The organism is Tardiphaga sp., from assembly GCF_041424195.1.
Lineage (GTDB): Bacteria > Pseudomonadota > Alphaproteobacteria > Rhizobiales > Xanthobacteraceae > Tardiphaga.
The window spans coordinates 47575-69323 of sequence record NZ_JBGMOE010000132.1 but is presented as its reverse complement, the minus strand read 5'-3'; the positions used below and the strand labels follow the sequence as shown (position 1 = coordinate 69323).

Sequence of the window (21749 nt, the reverse complement as noted above, 5' to 3'; positions counted from 1 at the left end):
CAAAAACTACTTTGCCAACGCCGGATACGCTTCAATAAAAACGTGAAACGCTCTAACGGAGCATGACGGACGAAGCCTGCGCCTCGCCCGCCATGACGCAATCGATCAGCTCTTGATGAAGGCCAGCAGATCCGGATTGATCAAATCTGCATGGGTGGTCAACATCCCGTGCGGGAATCCCGGATAGAGCTTCAGCGTTCCGTTCTTCACCAGCTTGGCTGACAACACGCCTGCATCTGCGTAAGGCACGATCTGGTCGTCATCACCGTGCAACACCAGCACCGGGACGTCGATCGCCTTCAGGTCTTCAGTGAAGTCGGTTTCCGAAAACGCCTTGATGCAATCGTAATGCGCCTTGGCGCCGCCCATCATGCCCTGCCGCCACCAGTTGTCGATGACGCCCTGATAGACTTTCGCTCCCGGGCGGTTGAAGCCGTAGAATGGCCCGGCCGGGACATCGACGTAGAACTGCGCGCGATTGGCAACAAGCGCGGCGCGGAAGCCATCGAACACTTCGAGCGGCAGGCCGCCGGGATTTTTCTCGGTCTTGAGCATGATCGGCGGCACAGCGCTGACCAGCACGGCCTTGGCGACGCGCCCCTTCTTGGCACGCGCGACGTACCGCGCGACTTCGCCGCCCCCAGTGGAGTGGCCGATATGGACAGCGTCTTTCAGGTCGAGCGCGTCGGTAAGTTCAGCGACGTCAGCCGCATAGGTGTCCATTTCATTGCCCGTGGCTGTCTGGCTCGAACGGCCGTGGCCACGGCGATCATGGGCGATGACGCGATAGCCATTGTTGAGGAAGAACATCATCTGGGCATCCCAGTCGTCCGCGCTCAGCGGCCAGCCGTGATGGAACACGATCGGCTGCCCGGTCCCCCAATCCTTGTAGAAAATCTCGGTGCCGTCCTTGGTGGTGATGGTTCCCATGATGCGGACTCCTTGAGCGGGTTGCGGGTAAATGACGTCGAATGCACAGCGGGGAAATGCGGATAACCGATCCGCCTGTCCGCCACCGCGCCGACGCATAGACCAACGCGGCGCGGATCTCTTGTACGTTTCGAATACAAAACCGTGATGTCGCTCCAGCATAGATGAGTGGCGGGCGACTGCACGTTATCCGGGCGGCTATGCCGAAGTTTCGGCATTGCACTGCCCCTTATTTAATGTACCATCGGTACAGTTATTAAATTTTATCGAGCGGGTTACCTGTCGTGCGATCCGCAGGTGTCGAATGATCTTCCGGAGCCCAGCATGAACGCGTCGAGCGACTACCAGATATTCGAGGCCCGCGAGGTCCTGCTGCAATCCGGCCATCAGCCCCCTCGCCTGCAACTCTCCTACAAGACCTACGGCTCACTCAATGCTGCCAAGGACAACGCCATCCTCTATCCGACCTCGTTCGCCGCACAACATTACGACACCGAATGGCTGATCGCGCCGGGTGGCGTGCTCGATCCGGAGCGCTACTTCATCGTCATCCCCAATTTGTTCGGGAACGGGCTGTCGTCATCGCCGTCTAATTTCATGGACGCTCTGGCTGGCGCCCCCTATCCGAACATCAGCTACCATGACGCTGTCTCGATCCAGCACCGCCTGCTGACCGAGCGGTTCGGCATCACCCGTCTGGCACTGGTCTACGGATGGTCGATGGGTGGCATGCAGGCCTATCACTGGGCCGCCCGCTACCCGGACATGGTGGCGCGCGCTGCAGTCGTCTGCGGCAGCGCCCGGTGCTCGCCTTTCAACGCCGTGTTTCTCGAAAGCGTGCGGGCAGCTTTGACGACCGATCCGGCCTTTGTCGATGGCCGCTTTGTTTCGAAACCATCCGTCGGCCTTCGCGCCATGGGGCGTGTCTATGCCGGCTGGGCGATGTCACACGGCTTCTACCGCGACGAAATCTGGCGCGAGGCCGGCTTCACCTCGCTGGAAGATTATCTGACTCGATCGTGGGACGTCGCTTTCGCGCATCGCGACGCCAACAACCTGCTGGCCCAGCTCTGGACCTGGCAGAATGGCGACATCAGCCGCTGCGACGCCTTCGGCGGCGACTTCCGCAAGGCCATGGCTGCGATCACCGCGCGCGTTCTGTTGATGCCCGGACAAACCGACAATTATTTTCAGGTCGGTGACAACGAGGACGAACTCCCTCTGCTGACCAACGCACGCACGGCGGAACTGTGTCCGATCCCTTCGCTGCACGGACACCGTGCCGGCAATCCGGCCAAGATTCCCGCCGACGCTGCATTCATCAAAGCGCAGGTCGCAATGCTGCTGGCCGCTCACGATTGAACCGAAAGGCAATGACCAGATGACGATGGATGCTGCTAGCCATGGCAAGATCGAAGGCCGCGCCTTGACGCCTGCACAGTTGAAGCACCTGTCGGTGCGCGCCAATCTGCCGGGGCTCATTCGCTCGATCAGCCACTACGCCCTGATCGCCCTTGTGGGGACGCTCATCTGGCAGATCTCCAACCGTTACGGCGTGACGTGGGCAATCCCGCTGATCTTCATTCAGGGCTATCTCATCGCCTTCCTGTTCATGGCCGTGCATGAGGCTGCGCACAAGACTGTATTCACAAGCCGCCGCCTCAACGAAATCCTCGGCCACGCCTCGTCCCTGATGATCGTTCTGCCCTATGAACATTATGCGTTGTTTCATTGGGATCATCACCGCTTCACGCAGGATCCTGACCGCGACCCCGAGCTTGTCACCGCGACCATCCCGTCATCGGACACAAGGCTCGCCATCGCCTATACCGGCATCGTGCAGCTGACGAACCGGATCCGCCTGCTGTTCCGCCGTGCCCTAACCGGGCACGCCGTGGCGCCGTGGATCCCTGAAGCCAAGCAGGGCATGGTGGTGCGCGAGGCGCGCATCTATGCCCTCGTCTATCTCGCGCTGCTGATCGCTTCCGTCGCATTTGGGAGCACGATGCTGCTGTGGTGCTGGCTCGTTCCGCTCTATGTCGGCCAGCTGTTCCTGCGGCCCTATCTCTATGCCGAACACACCGGCTGCGAGCGCACCCGCAGCGCCTATGAGAATACCCGCACCACCTATACCGACGCGCTGACCAAGTGGTTCACCTGGAACATGCCATTCCATGTCGAGCATCACGCCTATCCGTCGGTCCCGTTCCACGCGCTGCCGAGGCTCAATGCGATCATCGACGCGCGTATCGCGCATCGCGGTCAGGGCTACCGGGCCGTCACCCGGGAGACGTGGCGCTGGTTTCGCCGCGCGCGGCAGGGCGGCATCTGATTATCGGGCCGACAGCACGGATTTGACGAGTTTGCGCGCATAATCGGCCGTCAGCGGCCGGAATCCAAAAACATACTCATAAAATAGCGTGCCGTAGATCCGGTCATAGAGATCGCCGGCCGATTCCGCGGCATTGATGCTGCCGTCCTTCTGGCCGTCCTTGATGATCGCCAGCGATATGTCCCGGCGGATTGCGAGATAGCGCTCGGAGAAGATTTTCGCAGAACCGGTGCGCGAGATACATTCGGCAATGACAGCCAACTGCACCTTCCCGAAATCGCCGTTCAGCGCCATGACATAGGCCGCGGCATGCTTGGCAACGCGCGTCAGTGGATCGCCGCTCTCGGCAAGTGGCAGCATGGTCGATGCCTGTCGCAGGAATGCGTCGATCAGCACCGCCTCGCGCGACGGCCACCATTTGTAGATCGTCATCTTGGAGACGCCGGAATCCCGCGCGATCGCATCAATGGTCGTGGCGGCGAGCCCCTCGGCCGCCATCATGCGATAGGCGCTCTCCAGGATCGCATCCTCGGTCTCGACCGATCGAGGACGACCTCGCCGTACCGGGTTCACGTCGGTCATCGTCGCAATTTTTCTCCACCGGCTGCCATTTGTCCACTATATCGCGGCCACCCGTCGATCGGACAGAGATATTGGCACGGCGATCAAGCGATGTGACGAAATGTCAGTTTCGCACCCCGATCAGCTCATAGATCTGAACTTCCGACGCGAACCCTTTCGGCTTGATCAGGGCGACGCTGCGAAACAGAAACAACGCGTCCACCCGCTCCTTGACGGCCCCGCTGACCAGAACGCTCGTCCCGTAGTCCTTGTTGAGCGTCTCCAGCCGCGATGCGAGATTCACGGTAGCTCCGAGCGCCGTGTAGTTCATACGATCGGGTGACCCGATATTGCCGATCATGACATCGCCCACATGCAGGCCGAACCGGGTCTTGTAAACCGGCCAACCTTCGCGCTCGAATTCCTCATTGAGCTTGCGATTGGCTTCGACGCAATCGAGCACGGCGGCACAGGCCTGCGCGACATGGTTCGTATGTTCGATCGGTGCGTTCCAAAGTCCCATGACGGCATCGCCGATATATTTGTCGACCGTCCCTTGATGGGTGGCGATGACGTCCGAGATCGCAGCGAAGTAGCGCGACGTGTAAAGCATCACCCGTGTCGGATCCTCGTTCTCCGTCATCCCCGTGAAATTCTCGACATCCGTGAACAGGATAGTCGCCTCGCGACGCTCTCCGCCTAGTTGCATGGCCGTGCCGGTTTCCACCAACTGCTGAACCAGGCGCTTGGGAACGAAATTCGAGAATGTCTGCACCAGCGTGCGCATGGTGAAGACCGATCGCCCGAGATCGTCGATTTCGCGGATCGGCGAATGCAGCTGCGGCATGGACGAGAACCGGAAGTTCTGGATCCTATCCACCTCGCGCGCCAGAATGCGCAAGGACAGCGACAGCTTGTTGCCGATCCAGAACGCGATCGGCACGGCGGCGATGACGAAGCAAAATGCGAGAATGAAAAGGGTGCGTTTCTCCTGCTCTATCTCGGCATAGAATTCATCGAGCGGCGCGAAGAAGCCGACACGAAGATTGGCCGATCCGGCCATCTCTACGGGCCTGAATGCGGCTGCATAGGCACGCCCTGTGCTGTCAGCGAAGAACTGTTGCTCAACGCCGGTCTGGCGCCACGCCTTGATGGCGGCAGTTGCGCCGATCGTATCGACATCGCTCAGTCGCGGCAGCTCCGACAGTTTGTTCGGCACGCTCGTGGCTTCAAGCCACCGGGACATTTCGGGATGCGCCAGCACCCGGTCGGCATCATCAAAGAGGTAGGCCATGCCCGAATGTCCGAGCTGCTGCTTGCGCAGCATGGCCTCGGCTTCACTGAGCAGGATATCGGCGGCCACAACGCCTTGCTGGCCTCCCGCGATCGGCATTCGCAGCGTATAGCCGATGTCGCCGGTCTCATAGAAAATATAGGGCTCCGTCAACAGACTGGCATTGGCCTCGAAGGCGCCGCGATACCACGGCCTGGCACGCGGGTCGAAATCGACAGGACCGGACAGACTTGCCAAGGGTTGCAGCGCATCGTCGAGAAACGTCGTTGTCGTCTGAAGCGGCCCGAAATCGCCCGCCTTCACGATCGTGAACAGGCGAAATCTGGCTCTGTTCGGTGCCCCGAAACGAGCCTTCACCTCGGCTCCCGTTCGGTCGATCAGGTCCATTTCGAGGAACGAGCCGTCCTCATATCCCATATACAGGCCGTAGAGCTGCTTGTTGTTACGCAGCATCGACGCCAGCAGGATGTTCAGCCGCGGATTATTCTTGAGCTCGGCGGACTGAACCGACGTGATACCGCGCAGAATATCCAGATTGTCGTGGACGCTCTTGAGCTGCGCATCGATGCGATCGGTCGCGGATTGCGCGACCACACTGAGATACGACGACGCCGCCGTCCGGATGATCGTATTCACCCTGCTGAAGCTGAGATAGACCAACACCAGGCCGACCGTGAGGACGACGCCGACGAACAACGCAATGATCGACGTCCTGAAGCCAATCCGGAAACGCGATCTCGCCGGCACCGTCATCGCAGGATGCTCCACACGCCAGCCAATCTGGCACCGCATATCGACAGGCCGGATCTGGCTGCGCCGGACGGGAAGTCTCGCGGTATCATGATTCCGTCAGGCAAACGCAATTGGCGAGTATCTTTACGGTAAAGAAACCCGATCCGTGCTTACGACATCCGGCAATGAACTCCCCTCGTCCAGTGCGTTGGCAAGCGCCACGAGCTGCGACGATTGCAATGCCTCAATGGCAACTGCATAATTGAAACAATTGACTATTCTGGTTGTCACTTAAGGAAATCAAGAATGACGGGCGCCGATCTGGATGTGATCATCCGGCAGATTGCTAAGCAGCAAAACAAGACACTGATGGCAGCCGTCAAGGCACGACGCGATCGCTATACTGGCCTGGCCGCCAAGGCCAAGGACAAGATCGCCAAGGATCATTTCAAGCAACTGGCAAAGGACGCGACGGAGCAAGGCATGGCCGCCGCCAAGCGCCTTCAAATGTCCGCTGACAATGCTGCCGATAGCTATGCACGAGCGATGCGTAAGGCCGTTGAAACTCTTCAGATCGCAGAAGCAGCCCAGGCGATGAAGGCTCAGAGCCCCGAGAAGGACAAGGGCCCGAAGAAGGCTGCGCCCGCCAAGAAAACGGCCAAAAAGGCAAAGAAGCCGAAGAAAGGCTGATGCGGGCAAGGCCCCTCCGGCTCGGTGCAATCCGCACCGGAGTTACAAAAGGGCCGGCTTGCCCCGGGGCAACAGCAGTCGGCCGGCTCGTATATCAAGGCCGGCAGACCAAAACTCAGTTATGAGACCTTGAGGTTCTCGGCGGACGTCTTGCCGCGATTTTCCACCAGGTCGTATTCGATGGTCTGGTTTTCATTGAGGGTGCTGAGGCCCGCGCGCTCGACGGCGGAGATGTGCACGAAGACATCCTTGTCGCCGACAGTCGGCTTGATGAAGCCATAACCCTTGGTGGGGTTGAACCATTTGACGGTGCCCTTCTGCATCGTCTGTCTCCCGATCTAGATACAAAAAAGACGCGGCCACGCATCATGCGTGCCACGCCACAAGCGGGCTTCCCGGTGTCTGCTGAATGTCCTGCTCTCAAAACGCACAGTCGAACGGCCTAGATCCGATTGTGCAAGAATTCCAACATGAAAATTTCGGCTAGGCAAGTCTCCGGCTTCTTGCGGCCGAAGTTTTGATACCAGCGCAACCGCGCGTCGGTCGCGCTCATCGAGATGCCGTATGCCCGATCTCTGACCCGGCGAGCCGGAATGAAACGTCATCGGCCAGATTGCGCGAATGACCATAACGCGCTGAAAAACGATACGAATCTGCTGTGGCAATCGCACAACAATAGGCGTCAATCGCCACAGGAGGCGTCCAATGCGCAGCGGCAACGTTGAAGGGATCGCGTATGCTCGGCCGCGATCAAGCGGCCTGCCGCGGCAATTTCGAAAAGATTCATAATGCGCGATCCATCGCGATACGCCCGAACGGACAGAACCCCGGCTACCAGCCGGCGACCTCGGACTATCCTGCTCGGCCTCGCAGCCGCGCTTCTTGTCGCACCTTCGCTCGCCTCCGCCCAGCTAGCGCCGCCCACCACGCCGCCCCCAACCACACCGCCACCGACGACACCACCGCCAGCAGCCGCACCGGTGCCCTCATCGACCGACTTCAATGCCGGACAATCCGCCGGCATCGCCATCGGCGATCTCGGTAGCCAGTTCCTGCGGCGCCTCGGCGATCAGGCAAGCCACGGCTTCAGCAGGGCGTCGCGCACCAATCCCGGTGGCGGCGGCGCATCGGAAACCGCCGAGACGCCCCGCTTCCGAAGCTGGGCCGAATTCTACGGCGTTGGCGCGCATACCGGCACGATCGGGGATTTCGTCGGCGACAAGCGCCGGACCATTGGCGGCGTCGCCGGGATCGGTGCGCAACTGATGCCGGGCGTCAATGTCGGACTGTCGGTCGATCAGAGCCACACCGCGATCGACGTCCCGCTCGCGTTGCAATCTGCGACGCTCGACCTCACGCAGATCGGCGTCAATGCATCGGTAGACCAGGGCGCATGGACCTGGGCAATCGCATTGGTGCACGGCTTCGGCGACATCAACTCGCGCCGCGATACGGGCCTGGGGCTCGCCAGCGCCGGCTACAATGCGCGGATCGACGGCGCCCTCACGGAACTGAGCTACTACTGGAGCTATGAGCAAGCGCGGATCGTGCCCAAGGCTGCTTTCGAATATACCCGTGCCACAACCGGATCGATGCAGGAGCTCGGCGGCCTCAACCCTGTCAACGCGAGCGGTGCGTCAGCGGAGCGCGCGCGTATCCTGATTGGCGCCGAAGTCGGGCGCTACTGGATCTTCGACCAGAAGATTCTGGATCTGTCGGGCTATGCCAAATTCGTCGACAACGTGCATCAGAGCTTCAGCGCCGTTACCGTTAGCCTCGGTGTCGAGAGCATCACCGTTCAGGGGATCGGCGAAAGCCAGTACGGCGCAGATGCCGGCGCATCAGCGTCGCTGAGCCTCAGCAACACCGCACGTCTCTATCTCAATTACGATGGCAAGTTCCGCGCCTATTCGCAGTCCCATCAGGGGACGCTGGGCGTCGAATTCAAGTTCTAGAAATGACCAAATTCTAGAAACAAAAAAGCGGGCGACGGGCATAGCCCCTCGCCCGCTTTGAGCTTTCGTTCAGTTAGGCAGCTTGCTCAGCATGTGCAGACATACTGCGGCGGCGCCACAGCGTTCCGACAGCGAGCACCACGGCGACACCAATCAGGCCGCAGACGATCTCGCCGCCGTGACCGCCGTTGGCGAAGCGAACGCCAAGGCCCAGCGAAGACATCAGGCTGTCGAGGCCGGTGCCCAGCGAGCCACCGAAGAAGCTGTGCAGCAGCGGCAAAATCGCTGGATCGGTCGCGATGACTTCGCCCGCGACCCAGCCCAGCAGAGCCGCACCGAGCCAGACCAGAACCGGCAGACGGGTGAGCAGCGCCATGATGAGGGCAGCGCCGGCGACGATCAACGGGACGCTGATGGCGAGGCCAAGGATCAACAGAGGCACGCTGCCATTGGCTGCGGCGGCCACGGCGATGACGTTGTCCAAGCTCATGACGATGTCAGCGACGACGACAATCTGCACAGCGGCCCACAGATGCGAGGCCGCCTTGACGCCGTCCTCCTCTTCCTGCTCGGGAACCAGCAGCTTGGCCGCGATCACGATCAGCGCGAGACCACCCACCAGCTTGAGGTAGGGCAGTTCCATCAATGTGGCGACGATGCCGGTGAAAATGATCCGCAGGATTACGGCCGCAGCCGCACCGAGGATCATGCCCCACATGCGCTGCTTCGGCTCGAGGCCGCGGCAGGCCAGCGCGATCACCAGCGCGTTGTCTCCCGACAACAATACGTTGATCCAGATGATCTTGCCGACGGCAAGCCAGAACGCAGGCTGCTGCATTTCAAGCTGGAACTGAGCGAAGACCGTTTTGATCGTCGCCGGATCGAAAATTTGCAGCATCCAGTCCACAGCGTGCCCCCGTCTAGTGTTGGTGATGGTTCATCCGGCCTTGGCCGGCTTGGTTGCGGCGCGCCCCCTCGCCCCGCAACCTTGTCGCAATGTCAGCCTGAGTTAACCGACGATCTCGTTGCCCGAGAAGAACTGTGCGATCTCGATCGCTGCAGTTTCCGGAGCGTCCGAACCGTGCACCGAATTCTCGCCGATCGACTTGGCGTGAAGCTTGCGGATGGTGCCGTCGGCAGCCTTCGAAGGGTCGGTTGCGCCCATCACGTCGCGATACTTGAGGACGGCGTTCTCGCCTTCCAGCACCTGCACAACGACGGGACCCGAGGTCATGAAGTCCACCAGTTCGCCGAAGAACGGGCGTTCCTTGTGAACGGCGTAGAAAATGCCAGCCTGTTCGCGGGTCATACGGATGCGCTTCTGCGCGACAATCCGCAGGCCGGCCTTTTCGATCAACGCGTTGATCGCACCGGTCAGATTGCGCTCGGTCGCGTCGGGTTTCAGAATCGAAAAGGTACGCTCGATAGCCATGATTTATCCTTGAATAACAGTCGCTGGAAGATGGCGGCTTATATCGACGCTATCTGGGAACGGCAAGCGATCCGTCCAAATGTCGCAGGCCCCATTTTCGCAGATCCCGCGCTCGAATTACCGAGATGTCATCCACATGAACCATTCCTGACAGGACTGGCACGATCCGGTTCAGCTTTCCCGGCCTAGACTGCCTGCAATGACCCCGGCCAACGGCATTTGCCCCCGGCGCCATGTTCACCGCAGGCGCAAGACGCGCCGAACCAGAGGAGATTAAAATGTTCCGCAAGATCGCACTGACTTTGGTTGCAGCGGCCTCATTGGGTGCCGCGGCGCTGGCTCCGACCTCGGCTTCCGCCTGGGGCGGCCATGGTGGATGGCGCGGCGGGGGCTGGCATGGAGGCGGGTGGCATCACGGCTGGGGCGGACCACGCTTCATCGGCGGGCCGGTTTACGGCTATGGCGGTGGCGGATGCCTCGTTCGCCGGGTCGTTCCGACCCCGTGGGGACCGCGTTGGCGGCTCGTCAATCGCTGCTACTGACGCCCACTGCAGATGATACCGCCCGGCCGTTCCAACGGCCGGGCTTTCTGTAGATCTGTGGACGATTCATCGATTTTTGACTCAAACAGCCTCAAATCCGTAAATCTTGAAACAATTTCGGCCCGCGCGACTTGCCTTGGTGTCATTCAACTGCCACGAGCACCGGGAAGACAATGCAAAACCAGTTCACCAATGATGGCGAAGATCACATCGACCGCACCACCAGCGCGGCGATTTGCAATGCCATCGGCGAACGGCTGCGCCGGGACATCGGTCCGGACGACGACGCTCTGCCCTCCCATCTGCAGATGCTAATGGACCAGATGCGGCAGCAGGATGACAGCACCAGAAGCCGTTAACGGCAGAATTGATCTGCTACGCACCGTTAGCGGCCAAATCGGGGTTGCCTTTGTGCGTCGCAGCGGTGACAACCCCGCATGCTTTCCATCACAGACATTTCGATCCGGATTGCCGGACGCCTGCTCATTGACGAGAGCACGGTACAGATTGCGCCAGGGGCCCGCGTGGGGTTCGTTGGCCGCAACGGCGTCGGCAAATCGACCCTTTTTCATGCCATCCGTGGCGATCTGGCTACCGAAACCGGAAGTATCTCGATTCCGCCGCGCTGGCGCATAGGCAGCCTCGCCCAGGAAGCACCTGACGGTCCCGAGAGCCTGATCTCCGTCGTGCTGAAAGCTGATCTCGAGCGCGATGCGCTGCTGAAGGAAGCCGACACCGCCACCGATCCGGAGCGGATTTCCGACATCCAGACCCGCCTTGTCGATATCGATGCCCATTCCGCGCCCGCCCGTGCCGCGGCGATCCTGAGCGGCCTCGGCTTCTCGGCTGAAGCCCAGTTGCGCTCCTGTTCCGAATTCTCCGGCGGTTGGCGCATGCGCGTTGCGCTTGCAGCGACGTTGTTCTCGGCGCCGGACCTGCTGCTGCTGGACGAACCGACCAACTATCTCGATCTCGAAGGCACTCTGTGGCTCGAAGACCATCTCGCCAACTATCCGCGCACAGTCATCGTCATCAGCCATGACCGTGACCTGCTCGATACGTCCGTGAACGAGATCCTGCATCTCGACCGCGGCAAGCTCGTGCATTATCGCGGGACCTATTCGAATTACGAAGAGTTCCGCGCCAACAAGGAGGCGCTCGACGCCAAGAACGTCAAGCGTCAGGAAGCCGAGCGCAAGCGGTTGCAGGACTTCGTCGATCGCTTCAAGGCCAAGGCCTCCAAGGCACGTCAGGCACAATCGCGCGTAAAGATGCTGGAGCGCATGAAGCCGATCTCAGCGCTGGTGACGCAAGACGTGCGCGAGATCGTCTTCCCTGCGCCCGAAAAGATCCTGTCACCGCCGATCCTTGCGGTGGACAATGTGTCGGTCGGCTATGAGCCCGGCAAGCCGGTGCTCACTCAGGTGACACTGCGCATCGACACCGAGGATCGTATCGCCCTGCTCGGCTCCAACGGCAACGGGAAGTCGACGCTGGTCAAGCTGCTGGCGAACAAGCTGCAGCCGTTTTCGGGATCGATCACCCGCGCCGACAAATTGTCGATCGCATATTTTGCCCAGCATCAGCTCGACGAGCTGGTGATGGACAACTCCGTCTACGATCACGTGCGCAAGCTGATGCCGGACATGCCGGAATCAAAGATCCGCGCGCGCGCCGGCAATATCGGCTTTTCCGGCAAGGCTGCGGATACGGTCGTGAAGAGCCTGTCCGGCGGCGAGAAGGCGCGCCTGCTGCTGGGGCTCGCGACCTTCTACGGTCCGAACATGATCATCCTGGACGAACCGACCAATCATCTCGATATCGACAGCCGTGCGGCGCTCGCCGAAGCGATCAACGAATTCCCAGGTGCGGTGATCATGGTCTCGCATGATCGCTATCTGATCGAGGCCTGCGCAGACCAGCTCTGGGTGGTGGCCGACCGCACCGTCACCAATTTCGATGGCGATCTCGACGACTATCGCAAGGTCGTCATGCAGGCCCGCGGCATGCGCACGCCGACGCGCGACCGCACCGGTACGGATCGCGAAAAGCTGGTGAAGCCCAAAGAGAAAAAGATTCCGCTCAAGCAGCAGGTCGCCGAGGCGGAAGCCGAAATGGAACGCATCACCGGCATCATCGCCAAGATCGATACCGCCCTGGCATTGCCCGACCTCTTCAAGAAGGATCCGAAGCAGGCCACCCAGCTCAGCAAAGCGCGCGCGGCTGCGGCAGACGCATTGCAACGCGCCGAAGAGCAATGGCTCACTGCAAGTTCGCTCCATGAGGGAGCGAACGGCTGAGAGCACAGTCGTCGCTTGCTCCTAAATCTTCAAGAGGATCAGGTCGCGGCGCGCTTCTTGGCTTTAGGACGCGCGGTCTTCGGCTGCTCGACTTCCGGCCCGCGTTCGACAACAGTCAGACGGCCTGCCGTGAATGTATAGATGCCGGCGCGCGGACCACGCAGATAGGTCAGCACGGCGACGCGATCGCCGCGCGGGTTGGTCGAGAGATTGACACTGTCGGGTGCGCCTGCACCACGCGCGACGTCGCATTCGGTATGGCCGAGCGCCACGACACCGGTTTGAGCCGGTGCACCTGCGGTACCATCCGCAAGCGCGTTGGCATCACGTGGCGCCATGCCCGGGCACGCGCCGTCCGCGCTGATGAGATCCTGCGGACTGACGGCCTGCTCAGGTGAGAGTGGCGGTGTCTCGATCGAAACGTTCTTGATGAACACGCGGCCCGGCTTGGAGAACCAGTCGGCATCCTTGGACAGCAGATCCGTGGAGAATGCGTCACCGCCCACACCAGCGCAGCCAGCGAGCAATGGCGCAGCAAGTAGCAGCACGAGCAGTCCGTTTCGATGAAGCTTTTCTTGTCGCACGATTACGCAACCCCAGACAGGCGATAAGCGCCTGTAACATCATTCATTTGCGGCACCACCATGACACAGCGGCAGATACCGGTGAGGAAATCTACAATTATCATTAATTGCAGCAGATCGCCAATCGCCAGCTAGTTCTTGCGCTGCCACCGGCCGCGTTCATCGGTCTGCCAGTAGGTGGCGGTAAAGCCCCTCGCCTTGCAGTCAGTCCAGGCTGCTCGCGCTGCAGCGAGTGCATCGGCATCATCGCCGTTGAATACCAGCACCATGCGCTCATAGCTGTCGGCATCCGCCGGCACCGGCGCGCTGTCCACAAGGAACCGGACCTGGGCACGATTCGGATTGCCCTCTTCGATCGCGAGAATGATCGGCTGATCCGCCGCGTCTGCCACACGCCAGGTGGCATGCGGCAGGAATGAATCGTCACGATAGGTCCACAGATGCGCATCGAGCGCATCGGCGCGTTCTTCCGATGTGGATTGCACCACAACGCGCCAGCCGCGCTCGAGCGACTTCTCGAGCAGCGGCGGCAGCACGCTCTCCAGCGTCATGTTCTGCAGGTGATAGAACAGGACCTCGGTCATCGTGTCGGACTACTTCTTCGCCTCGTAATAGTCGGCAACAAGCCGATCCAGCAGCCGCACGCCGTAACCCGAGCCCCAGCTCTGATTGATCTCGGTCTTCGGCGCACCCATGGCGGTGCCGGCGATATCGAGATGCGCCCACGGCGTATCGTCGACGAAACGCTGCAGGAACTGCGCCGCAGTGATCGAGCCGCCGTTGCGCGTGCCGGTGTTCTTCATGTCGGCGAATTGCGAGTCGATTTGCTTGTCGTATTCCGGACCGAGTGGCATCCGCCAGACGCGTTCGCCGGTGGCCTGTCCGACGGTGGACAGACGCTCCGCGAGCTCGTCGTTGTTGGAGAACATGCCGGCATATTCGGTACCGAGTGCGACCATGATCGCGCCGGTCAGCGTCGCCAGATCGACCATGAATTTCGGCTTGAACTTCTTCGCCACATACCAGAGCACATCGGCCAGTACGAGGCGGCCTTCAGCATCGGTGTTGATGATTTCGATGGTCTGACCGGACATCGACGTTACGATGTCGCCCGGACGCTGCGCGTTGCCGTCCGGCATGTTCTCAACGATGCCGATGGCGCCGACGACGTTGACCTTGGCCTTGCGGCCCGCGAGTGCATGCATCAGGCCAACGACGCAGGCTGCGCCGCCCATATCACCCTTCATGTCTTCCATGCTGCCGGCCGGCTTGATGGAGATGCCACCGGTATCGAAGGTCACGCCCTTGCCGATGAAGGCGACGGGCTGCTCGCCCTTCTTGCCACCGTTCCAGCGCATCACCACCATACGGCCGGGACGCACAGATCCCTGGGACACGCCGAGCAGCGCACCCATGCCAAGCCTGGTCATCGCCTTGACGTCGAGCACTTCGACCGTGACGCCGAGCTTCTTCAACTCACCGGCGCGGCGCGCGAATTCGGCGGGAAACAGCACGTTCGGCGGCTCGTTCACAAGCTCACGGGCGAGCACAACGCCGTTGACGATATGATTGCCCGGCGCGAAGGCCTTCTTGGCTGCGGCGACGTCGCTGACAGCCAACGAAAACGTGACATTGCCGGACGCCTCGTCGGCATCTTTCTTCTTGGTCTTGTAACGATCGAATTTGTAAGCGCGCAGCAATACGCCGGAAGCGACCGATGCCGCCTGCTCTGGCGTCATCGCCCCCGACGCCAGTTCCGCAATGATGGTCACCGCATCACTGCTGCCGCCGGCCTTCCCGGCGAGCACGCCGCCGAATTTAAGCAAATCGGTTTCCTTCAGATCGGTCAGCTTGCCGGTACCGATCACGATGAGACGCGACGCCTTGATGCCGTCGGGGGCCAGGATGTCGAGCACCGATGCGCTCTTCCCCTTGAACTTGCTGGTCGCGGCTGCGCGTTTCACGATCGCCGCTGCGTCCCCGAGAGCCTTGGTCGCGGCTGGGCCGAATTTCAACGCTTCGTCACAGAACACCACGAGAGCACCGCGCACGGCAGTGGCAAACGGAACGAAGCCGACCTTGACGGCGTCGGGCATGGCAAATTCCTCCAGAAAGATCAGGGCTGTCGCAGGGGTCGGCGCGGAATCCGGTCGGTGCGGCGGGGTTCAAGTGTTTTGTTGTCGTCACAGCGTGAACCGTCAAGACAGGTTCTGACCGAAACCGCAAAGGATCGATAGTTTTATTGATAGTTTTCTTGTGTCTCCCCGAAGAGAAACCGAGCGGACCCGACATCTCCGATTCGGACATTCCCAGTGTCCGAATGTGTCCGCAGCGCCCGTGCGCACCGACCTTGCCAACGAATGCGCCCCGCCAGTCCCTCTGTTCCGGCTGCCACCCATGCGGGAAGGCCGTTTCAGTGGCCCAAGGGCCACATCGGGCACATAATTAACCATATCTTGAGCGAGCCATCCCCCGGCCATTTTGTTGACCAATCAAAGGGATGCTAAGTGAGAGACTGGGCTTCTGAAGAGCGCAGTGTGTCCTCGGGGCTCCCCTTGCGGGATTGGGCATGCGGGCGACTTTAGCGGCCGGAACGGGGATTGATCGGACCGATGGGGTCTATCGATAAGTATATTTTCCGCACGACGCTGGCGTCGTTTGCGGTGGTTCTGGTCAGCCTGACAGGCGTGATCTGGATCACGCAAGCGTTGCGCGGAATCGACCTGATGACGAGCCAGGGTCAGACCATTCTGACCTTCCTCGGCGTCACCAGCCTTGCGATTCCCGTTCTCGTTCTGATCATTGCTCCGATCGCGCTGATGATCGCGGTGTCCCACACCCTGACCAAGCTCGCGACCGACTCCGAAATCATCGTGATGAATGCCGCCGGCCTGTCGCCGCGACGGCTGTTTCGTCCCTTTCTGTTCGCGACAATGGTCGTATCGCTGCTCGTGGCTTTCATCGGCTCATATCTGGCACCGGATGGTATGCGCCGGCTGAAGCGCTGGGACGCCGAGATCACGGCCGACGTGCTGGCGAATATCCTGCAGCCAGGCCGCTTCGCGCAGCTCGACCAGAACCTGACCATCCGGGTCCGGGAGCGCCAGCCCGGCGGATTGCTGGTGGGCATCTTCGTGGATGATCGTCGCGATCCCAAAGAGCGCGTCACCATCATTGCGGACCACGGCACGGTGCTGAAGAATGGCGACGGCTCATTCCTGATCCTGGAAGACGGCAATCTGCAGCGTTTCGAGACAGGCAAGACCGACCCCGCCATGGTGGCGTTCGGCCGCTATGCTTTCGATATGTCGAAGTTCTCCAATCGCAGTCAGGACGTCACCTACGGAATTCGTGAACGGTATCTCTGGGAATTGATGGCGCCGCCCGTCGACGACCCGCTTTACAAGCAAGTGCCGCGGCAGTTCAGCGCCGAGATGCACGACCGCTTGATGGCGCCGATTTATCCGCTGGCCTTTGCTGCCTTGACCTTTGCATTCCTGGGTTCGCCACGGACCACGCGGCAGAGCCGCAACTTCTCGATGGGCAGCGCGATTGCCGCGGTGTTCGGCCTGCGCATGGCGGGCTTTGCCTGCTCCGTCGTGGCAGCGAAATCGGACTTCGCCGCACCGCTTCAATATGCCCTGCTGGCGACAGCGATCGGCGTCAGCTTCTGGATCATCTCAGCCGGGATTGTGGTGGAACCGCCGGCGAAACTGGTGGAAGCAATCAACAGATCCAACGAGCGGTTGTTGCGCCTCTTCCGACGGCCAGCCGCCGCATGAGCATGATCACCAACACCATCGGCAGGTATTTCGCCGGTCGCTTCCTGGTGGCGGCCTTGGGCGTGTTCACCAGTATCTTCATGCTGCTGGTGCTGGTCGACTACATCGAGATGGTCAGGCGTACCTCCGGGCTGGCATCGGCCTCCGCTCTGATGGTGGCGCAGACATCACTGTACCGGGTGCCGCAGTTGCTTGAGAAGATGATGCCGTTTTGCATCCTGATCGGCGCCATGACCTGTTATCTCGCGCTGTCGCGGCGGCTCGAACTGGTGGTCGCCCGCGCCGCCGGCGTCTCGGCCTGGCAGTTTATCTCCCCTGCGCTGGCCAGCGCCCTCATCCTGGGCGTGCTGGCGACCGTGGGTTACAACCCCCTGTCGGCCAACCTGCGCGAGGAATCGAAGCGGATGGAGGCCCAGATGTTCGGCGATGCGCCGGGCGGCGGCGTCCAGGACGCCTCCGGCTTCTGGATCAACCAGGTCAACCGCGAGGGCCAATCCATCATCAATGCTGCCCGCAGCGAGCAGCAGGGCGTCCGTCTGACCGGCCTGACCGTGTTCCGCTTCGACATCGAATCCCAGTTCAAGGAACGGATCGAGGCTCGCGAGGCATCGCTGGAGCCCGGCCGCTGGTTGTTCAAAGGGGTGCGACGCTACACCCTCGATTCGCCCGTGGTCGAACAGGACAGCATGTATCTGGCCACAACCCTGACCCCGCTGCAGGTCAGAAACAGTTTTTCGACCCCGGAAACAGTGTCATTTTGGCAACTTCCTTCGTATATCAAATCCTCCGAAAGTTCGGGTTTCGCGACCGCGGGGTATCGCTTGCAGTATCATAAGCTTATCGCACAGCCATTTTTGCTGGTTGCGATGGTGATGCTGGCCGCTTCTGTGAGCCTGAGGTTCTTTCGGATGGGCGGTGTCCAGAAGATGGTTTTGAGTGGCGTGGGCGCAGGCTTTCTGCTCTACGTTCTGTCGAAAGTTACGGAAGATTTGAGCAAGGCTGAGTTGATGCATCCGATTGCTGCGGCGTGGCTGCCTGTGTGTGTGGGCGGTCTCACCGGCTTTTTGGCCTTGTTGTACCAGGAGGACGGGTAGTGGCTGTGTTTGCCGCCCTCCGTGCGCGGAAAATGATCTCGAAACTGCACATTTGTGCAGATTGCGGACGTGCGTCTCGCGCGATCACGTCGATCGCTGCAACTATGATGTGTGTCGCCGTGACGCTTGGCGCCGCAGCGACGACGCCTGTCCACGCCCAGAGCTTCACCTATAACCGCCCGGCCACCCGGCCGAAGCCGCCGCCGGCCGCCCAGACCGGGCAGATGCTGGTGCAGGCCACCGAGGTCAATTACGACTACAACAATTCGCGCGTCGCCGCCGTCGGCAACGTGCAGATGTATTACAACGGCACTTCGGTCGAGGCCGACAAGGTCATCTACGACCAGAAGACCAAGCGCCTGCATGCCGAAGGCAATGTCCGGATGACGGATGCCGACGGCAAGATCACCTATGCCAATCTGCTCGACCTCAGCGACGACTACCGCGACGGTTTCGTGGATTCACTCCGTGTCGACACCGCGGATGCGACTCGCATGGCCGCGACACGTGCCGAGCGCACCGCCGGCAACTACACCGTGTTCCAGAACGGTGTCTACACTGCCTGCGCCGCCTGTAAGGAAGATCCGAAGAAGCCGCCGCTGTGGCAGGTCAAGGGTGCCCGCGTCATCCACGACCAGACCGAAAAGATGATGTATTTCGAGGACGCCCGGATCGAGTTCTTCGGCGTGCCCCTCGCCTACATCCCATATTTCTCGACTCCAGATCCGACGGTGAAGCGCAAGACCGGCTTTCTGATGCCGTCGCCTTCGACTAACACCAATTACGGTTTCGGTATCGAAACCCCGTTCTATTGGGCGATCGCGCCCGATTACGATGCGACGATCTCACCGCGCTACACCACCAAGCAGGGCTTGTTGGTGCAGGGCGAATTCCGTCAGCGGCTGATGGACGGCGCCTACCAGATCCGCGCCTATGGCATTAACCAGCAGGATCGGAATGCATACGCCAACACGGTCGGCGACAAGGACTGGCGCGGCGGTGTCGAGTCCAAGGGCCAGTTCGCCATCAACGACAAGTGGGTCTGGGGCTGGGATGCGGTCGCACTGAGCGATTACAACTTCCTTCAGGACTACCGGCTGTCGATGTACCGGGATCCCTATGCCTCGTTCCTGAACCTGCAGACGGAAGCCGTTTCGCAGCTCTATCTGACGGGCGTCGGCAAGCGCAGCTTCTTCGATGCGCGCACAATCTACTATCTGAGCTTCTCCGGTAATCAGAGCCAGGTCCCGGTCATCCATCCGGTCATCGATTACAACAACGTCCTGAACCAGAACATTCTCGGCGGCGAGTTCAGCTACAAGTTCAACATGACCAGCCTGAGCCGCGATCAGGCCTCATTCACGCCGATCTCGTCTCTCGCCAACAACAATGGATTGTGCAGCCTGACTTCCGCAGATCCACTCGCGCGAACGCCAACGAACTGCCTGATGAATGGCGTTCCTGGTACCTATACCCGCGTGACTGGCGAAGCACAGTGGCGTCGTTCCTATACGGACTCGTTCGGCCAGATCTTCACGCCGTTCGCGATCCTGCGCGTCGATGCGATCGATGCCTCGATCTCGAACCAGCCCGGCGTCTCCAACTTCCTGCCGACCGGCGACACGACCGCGTTGCGGGTGATGCCGACCGTAGGCCTCGAATATCGCTATCCCTTCATCAACGTTCAGCCGTGGGGCACCACGACACTCGAGCCCATCGCTCAGGTGATCATTCGTCCGAACGAAACCTACGCCGGCAAGTTGCCGAATGAAGATGCGCAGAGCATGAGCTTCGATGCGAGCAATCTCTTCAGCGTCAACAAGTTCTCCGGTTACGACCGTGTCGAAGGCGGCGGCCGCGCCAACGTAGGCGTGCAGGCTACCACGCAGTTCGATCGTGGTGGTTCGGTCAAGGTCCTGTTCGGCCAGTCCTATCAACTCTTCGGCCTGAACTCGTTCGCAGTCGCCGATACGACCAACACTGGCGTGAACTCCGGACTGGCCACCTCGCGGTCAGACTACGTCGCCAGCCTGGCCTATTCGCCGAACCGCACCTACACGGTCAGCACCCGCGCGCGGATCGACGAAGCGACTGGCAATGTGTCCCGCTTTGAGGCTGAAGGTCGCGCCAGCTTCGACCGCTGGTCGGTCAGCCTGATGTATGGCAACTACGCACCGCAGGCTGAACTGGGCTACCTCACCCGCCGCGAAGGCCTCCTTGGCACCGGCTCGATCAAACTGGCATCGAACTGGGTGGTCACCGGTGGCGCGCGCTGGGATCTCGAAGCCAACAAGATCAACCAGTACACGGTCGGCGCGGGCTATGTGGACGATTGCTTCGTGCTCGGCGTCAATTATGTCACGTCCTACAACTACGTGAGTAACCTGAGCACACCGCCAGTCCTCAGCCATTCATTCATGTTCCAGATTGGCCTGCGGACGATTGGTAATACCACGTCAGCGAGCGGAACCGGCGGCACTTACTAGTATCGGCTATCTGTGCCGTGAAATCTCCGTTTTCCGTCGCGATGTATGCGAATTCTGCTTTCAAGCGAGCTTTGACACCGCGGTTTTGACAATGATGGGTACGATGATTTCCGGACGCGTTCTGCAAGCCACTTTGGCGACGGCAGTTACCCTTCTCATTTGCGCGGGATCACCGGCTCGGGCCCAGTCCGTCGCCGTAATGGTCAATGGCGAGCCCATCACCAATTTCGATATCGAACAGCGCACCAAGTTGAATGCGCTGTCAGGCGCGAAGACGAACAGCCGCCAGGACGTGATCGACGAGCTGATCAACGAGAAGGTGAAGATCAAGGAAGGCAAGAAATACAGCGTCGATCCGGCCGCCTCGGAAGTCGATGGTGCGTTTCAGAACATGAGCTCGCGCATGCGCCTCACGCCAGATCAGCTGGTGCAGTCGCTGGCCTCCAAAGGCATCCGCCCCGACACATTGAAAAGCCGTTTGAAGGCCGACATGGTCTGGAACGCGATCGTCCGTGGGCGCTTCAAGCAGAGCCTGCAGGTCGGTGAAAAGGAAGTCGATGCGGCCGTCCAGAGCGCCGGTGGCGATGCCACGACCGAAGCATTCGAATATCAGATGCGGCCTGTTGTGCTGGTCGTGCCCCGCGGTGCGGCGTCCGGCGTGATGGAAGCGCGGCACAAGGAAGCCGAAGGGCTGCGCGAGCGCATCCAGAGCTGCGAAGACGCCAACCGTACCTTCAAGTCGATGCAGAATGCGACCATCCGCGATACGGTCGTCAAGACCTCTGCCGATCTGCCGCCATCGCTGCGAGAATTGCTCGACAAGACCCCGATCGGACGTCTCACGCCCCCGGAAGTGACCCGCCAGGGCGTCGAAATGGTCGCCCTGTGCGCGCGCAAGCCGACCAAGGTCGATACGCCGAAGAAACGTGAAGTCCGAGACAAGATGTTCGCCGAAAAATTCGAGGCGAAATCGAAATCCTACCTGCAGGATTTGCGCAAGGCGGCGATGATCGAATATCGCTAGTTCCGATCCGG

At 60.7% G+C, this 21749-nt stretch carries 20 protein-coding genes; 11 read left to right on the top strand and 9 right to left on the bottom strand.

Features of this window, described 5'->3' with window-relative positions:
- Positions 1 to 105: 105 nt before the first annotated feature.
- Positions 106 to 930, bottom strand: coding sequence for an alpha/beta fold hydrolase (locus tag ACEK02_RS18070; protein WP_371422955.1), 825 nt, complete (start codon positions 928 to 930; stop codon positions 106 to 108).
- Between the two features lie 324 nt (positions 931 to 1254).
- Here ACEK02_RS18070 and ACEK02_RS18065 point away from each other — a divergent pair, with 324 nt between their 5' ends.
- Both ACEK02_RS18065 and ACEK02_RS18060 read left to right on the top strand, forming a co-directional pair.
- The gene (locus tag ACEK02_RS18065; RefSeq protein ID WP_371422954.1) at positions 1255 to 2292 is read left to right on the top strand and encodes an alpha/beta fold hydrolase; all 1038 of its coding nucleotides are present in this window, start codon (positions 1255 to 1257) and stop codon (positions 2290 to 2292) included.
- 19 nt (positions 2293 to 2311) lie between these two features.
- Positions 2312 to 3262, top strand: coding sequence for a fatty acid desaturase (locus tag ACEK02_RS18060; RefSeq protein WP_371422953.1), 951 nt, complete (start codon positions 2312 to 2314; stop codon positions 3260 to 3262).
- On the opposite strand, the gene ACEK02_RS18055 is transcribed toward ACEK02_RS18060, so the two are convergent.
- Together ACEK02_RS18055 and ACEK02_RS18050 are read right to left on the bottom strand one after the other, a co-directional pair.
- A complete protein-coding gene (locus ACEK02_RS18055; RefSeq protein WP_371422952.1) occupies positions 3263 to 3844 on the bottom strand; it encodes a TetR/AcrR family transcriptional regulator in 582 nt (193 codons plus the stop codon).
- A 103-nt stretch (positions 3845 to 3947) separates the two neighbouring features.
- The gene (locus tag ACEK02_RS18050) at positions 3948 to 5870 is read right to left on the bottom strand and encodes an adenylate/guanylate cyclase domain-containing protein (RefSeq protein WP_371422951.1); all 1923 of its coding nucleotides are present in this window, start codon (positions 5868 to 5870) and stop codon (positions 3948 to 3950) included.
- A gap of 285 nt (positions 5871 to 6155) precedes the next feature.
- On the opposite strand from ACEK02_RS18050, the gene ACEK02_RS18045 reads away from it, so the two are divergent.
- Complete coding sequence (locus tag ACEK02_RS18045; protein ID WP_371422950.1) at positions 6156 to 6539, top strand: hypothetical protein; 384 nt, start codon at positions 6156 to 6158, stop codon at positions 6537 to 6539.
- Between the two features lie 119 nt (positions 6540 to 6658).
- On the opposite strand, the gene ACEK02_RS18040 is transcribed toward ACEK02_RS18045, so the two are convergent.
- Complete coding sequence (locus ACEK02_RS18040; protein WP_115029019.1) at positions 6659 to 6862, bottom strand: cold-shock protein; 204 nt, start codon at positions 6860 to 6862, stop codon at positions 6659 to 6661.
- A gap of 465 nt (positions 6863 to 7327) precedes the next feature.
- Here ACEK02_RS18040 and ACEK02_RS18035 point away from each other — a divergent pair, with 465 nt between their 5' ends.
- Positions 7328 to 8494 carry an autotransporter outer membrane beta-barrel domain-containing protein gene (locus ACEK02_RS18035; RefSeq protein WP_371422949.1) on the top strand — a complete coding sequence of 389 codons (1167 nt, stop codon included), beginning with the start codon at positions 7328 to 7330 and terminating at the stop codon, positions 8492 to 8494.
- A gap of 73 nt (positions 8495 to 8567) precedes the next feature.
- Here the strand turns inward: ACEK02_RS18035 and ACEK02_RS18030 are convergent, their stop codons facing one another.
- Both ACEK02_RS18030 and ndk read right to left on the bottom strand, forming a co-directional pair.
- Positions 8568 to 9401, bottom strand: a complete 834-nt coding sequence (locus ACEK02_RS18030; RefSeq protein WP_371422948.1) for a TerC family protein — start codon at positions 9399 to 9401, stop codon at positions 8568 to 8570.
- 102 nt (positions 9402 to 9503) lie between these two features.
- Positions 9504 to 9926, bottom strand: a complete 423-nt coding sequence (gene ndk / locus ACEK02_RS18025) for a nucleoside-diphosphate kinase (RefSeq protein WP_371422947.1) — start codon at positions 9924 to 9926, stop codon at positions 9504 to 9506.
- Between the two features lie 278 nt (positions 9927 to 10204).
- On the opposite strand from ndk, the gene ACEK02_RS18020 reads away from it, so the two are divergent.
- The 3 genes from ACEK02_RS18020 (at position 10205) to ACEK02_RS18010 (ending at position 12768) form a co-directional block, all read left to right on the top strand.
- A complete protein-coding gene (locus ACEK02_RS18020) occupies positions 10205 to 10468 on the top strand; it encodes a sulfur globule protein precursor (protein WP_371422946.1) in 264 nt (87 codons plus the stop codon).
- Between the two features lie 173 nt (positions 10469 to 10641).
- Positions 10642 to 10827, top strand: a complete 186-nt coding sequence (locus tag ACEK02_RS18015; RefSeq protein WP_371422945.1) for a hypothetical protein — start codon at positions 10642 to 10644, stop codon at positions 10825 to 10827.
- 78 nt (positions 10828 to 10905) lie between these two features.
- Positions 10906 to 12768, top strand: coding sequence for an ABC-F family ATP-binding cassette domain-containing protein (locus ACEK02_RS18010; protein WP_371422944.1), 1863 nt, complete (start codon positions 10906 to 10908; stop codon positions 12766 to 12768).
- A gap of 38 nt (positions 12769 to 12806) precedes the next feature.
- On the opposite strand, the gene ACEK02_RS18005 is transcribed toward ACEK02_RS18010, so the two are convergent.
- From ACEK02_RS18005 to ACEK02_RS17995, 3 genes are all read right to left on the bottom strand, one after another.
- The gene (locus ACEK02_RS18005; protein WP_371422943.1) at positions 12807 to 13316 is read right to left on the bottom strand and encodes a hypothetical protein; all 510 of its coding nucleotides are present in this window, start codon (positions 13314 to 13316) and stop codon (positions 12807 to 12809) included.
- Between the two features lie 167 nt (positions 13317 to 13483).
- A complete protein-coding gene (locus ACEK02_RS18000) occupies positions 13484 to 13936 on the bottom strand; it encodes a DNA polymerase III subunit chi (RefSeq protein WP_371422942.1) in 453 nt (150 codons plus the stop codon).
- A 9-nt stretch (positions 13937 to 13945) separates the two neighbouring features.
- Positions 13946 to 15448: a leucyl aminopeptidase gene (locus tag ACEK02_RS17995; protein ID WP_371422941.1), complete on the bottom strand. Its 1503-nt coding sequence runs from the start codon at positions 15446 to 15448 to the stop codon at positions 13946 to 13948.
- 516 nt (positions 15449 to 15964) lie between these two features.
- Between ACEK02_RS17995 and lptF the strand changes: the two genes are divergently transcribed.
- The 4 genes from lptF to ACEK02_RS17975 all read left to right on the top strand — a co-directional run bounded on the left by lptF (position 15965) and on the right by ACEK02_RS17975 (position 21738).
- Positions 15965 to 17134 (top strand): LPS export ABC transporter permease LptF, encoded by a 1170-nt coding sequence (gene lptF, locus ACEK02_RS17990; RefSeq protein WP_371422940.1) that lies wholly within the window; start codon positions 15965 to 15967, stop codon positions 17132 to 17134.
- Positions 17131 to 18228, top strand: coding sequence for an LPS export ABC transporter permease LptG (gene lptG / locus ACEK02_RS17985; protein WP_371422939.1), 1098 nt, complete (start codon positions 17131 to 17133; stop codon positions 18226 to 18228). The genes lptF and lptG overlap by 4 nt, the downstream gene beginning before the upstream one ends.
- Positions 18229 to 18332: 104 nt before the next feature.
- Positions 18333 to 20714 (top strand): LPS-assembly protein LptD, encoded by a 2382-nt coding sequence (locus ACEK02_RS17980; protein WP_371422938.1) that lies wholly within the window; start codon positions 18333 to 18335, stop codon positions 20712 to 20714.
- Positions 20715 to 20808: 94 nt separating this feature from the next.
- Positions 20809 to 21738, top strand: coding sequence for a SurA N-terminal domain-containing protein (locus ACEK02_RS17975; protein ID WP_371422957.1), 930 nt, complete (start codon positions 20809 to 20811; stop codon positions 21736 to 21738).
- Positions 21739 to 21749: the final 11 nt, after the last annotated feature.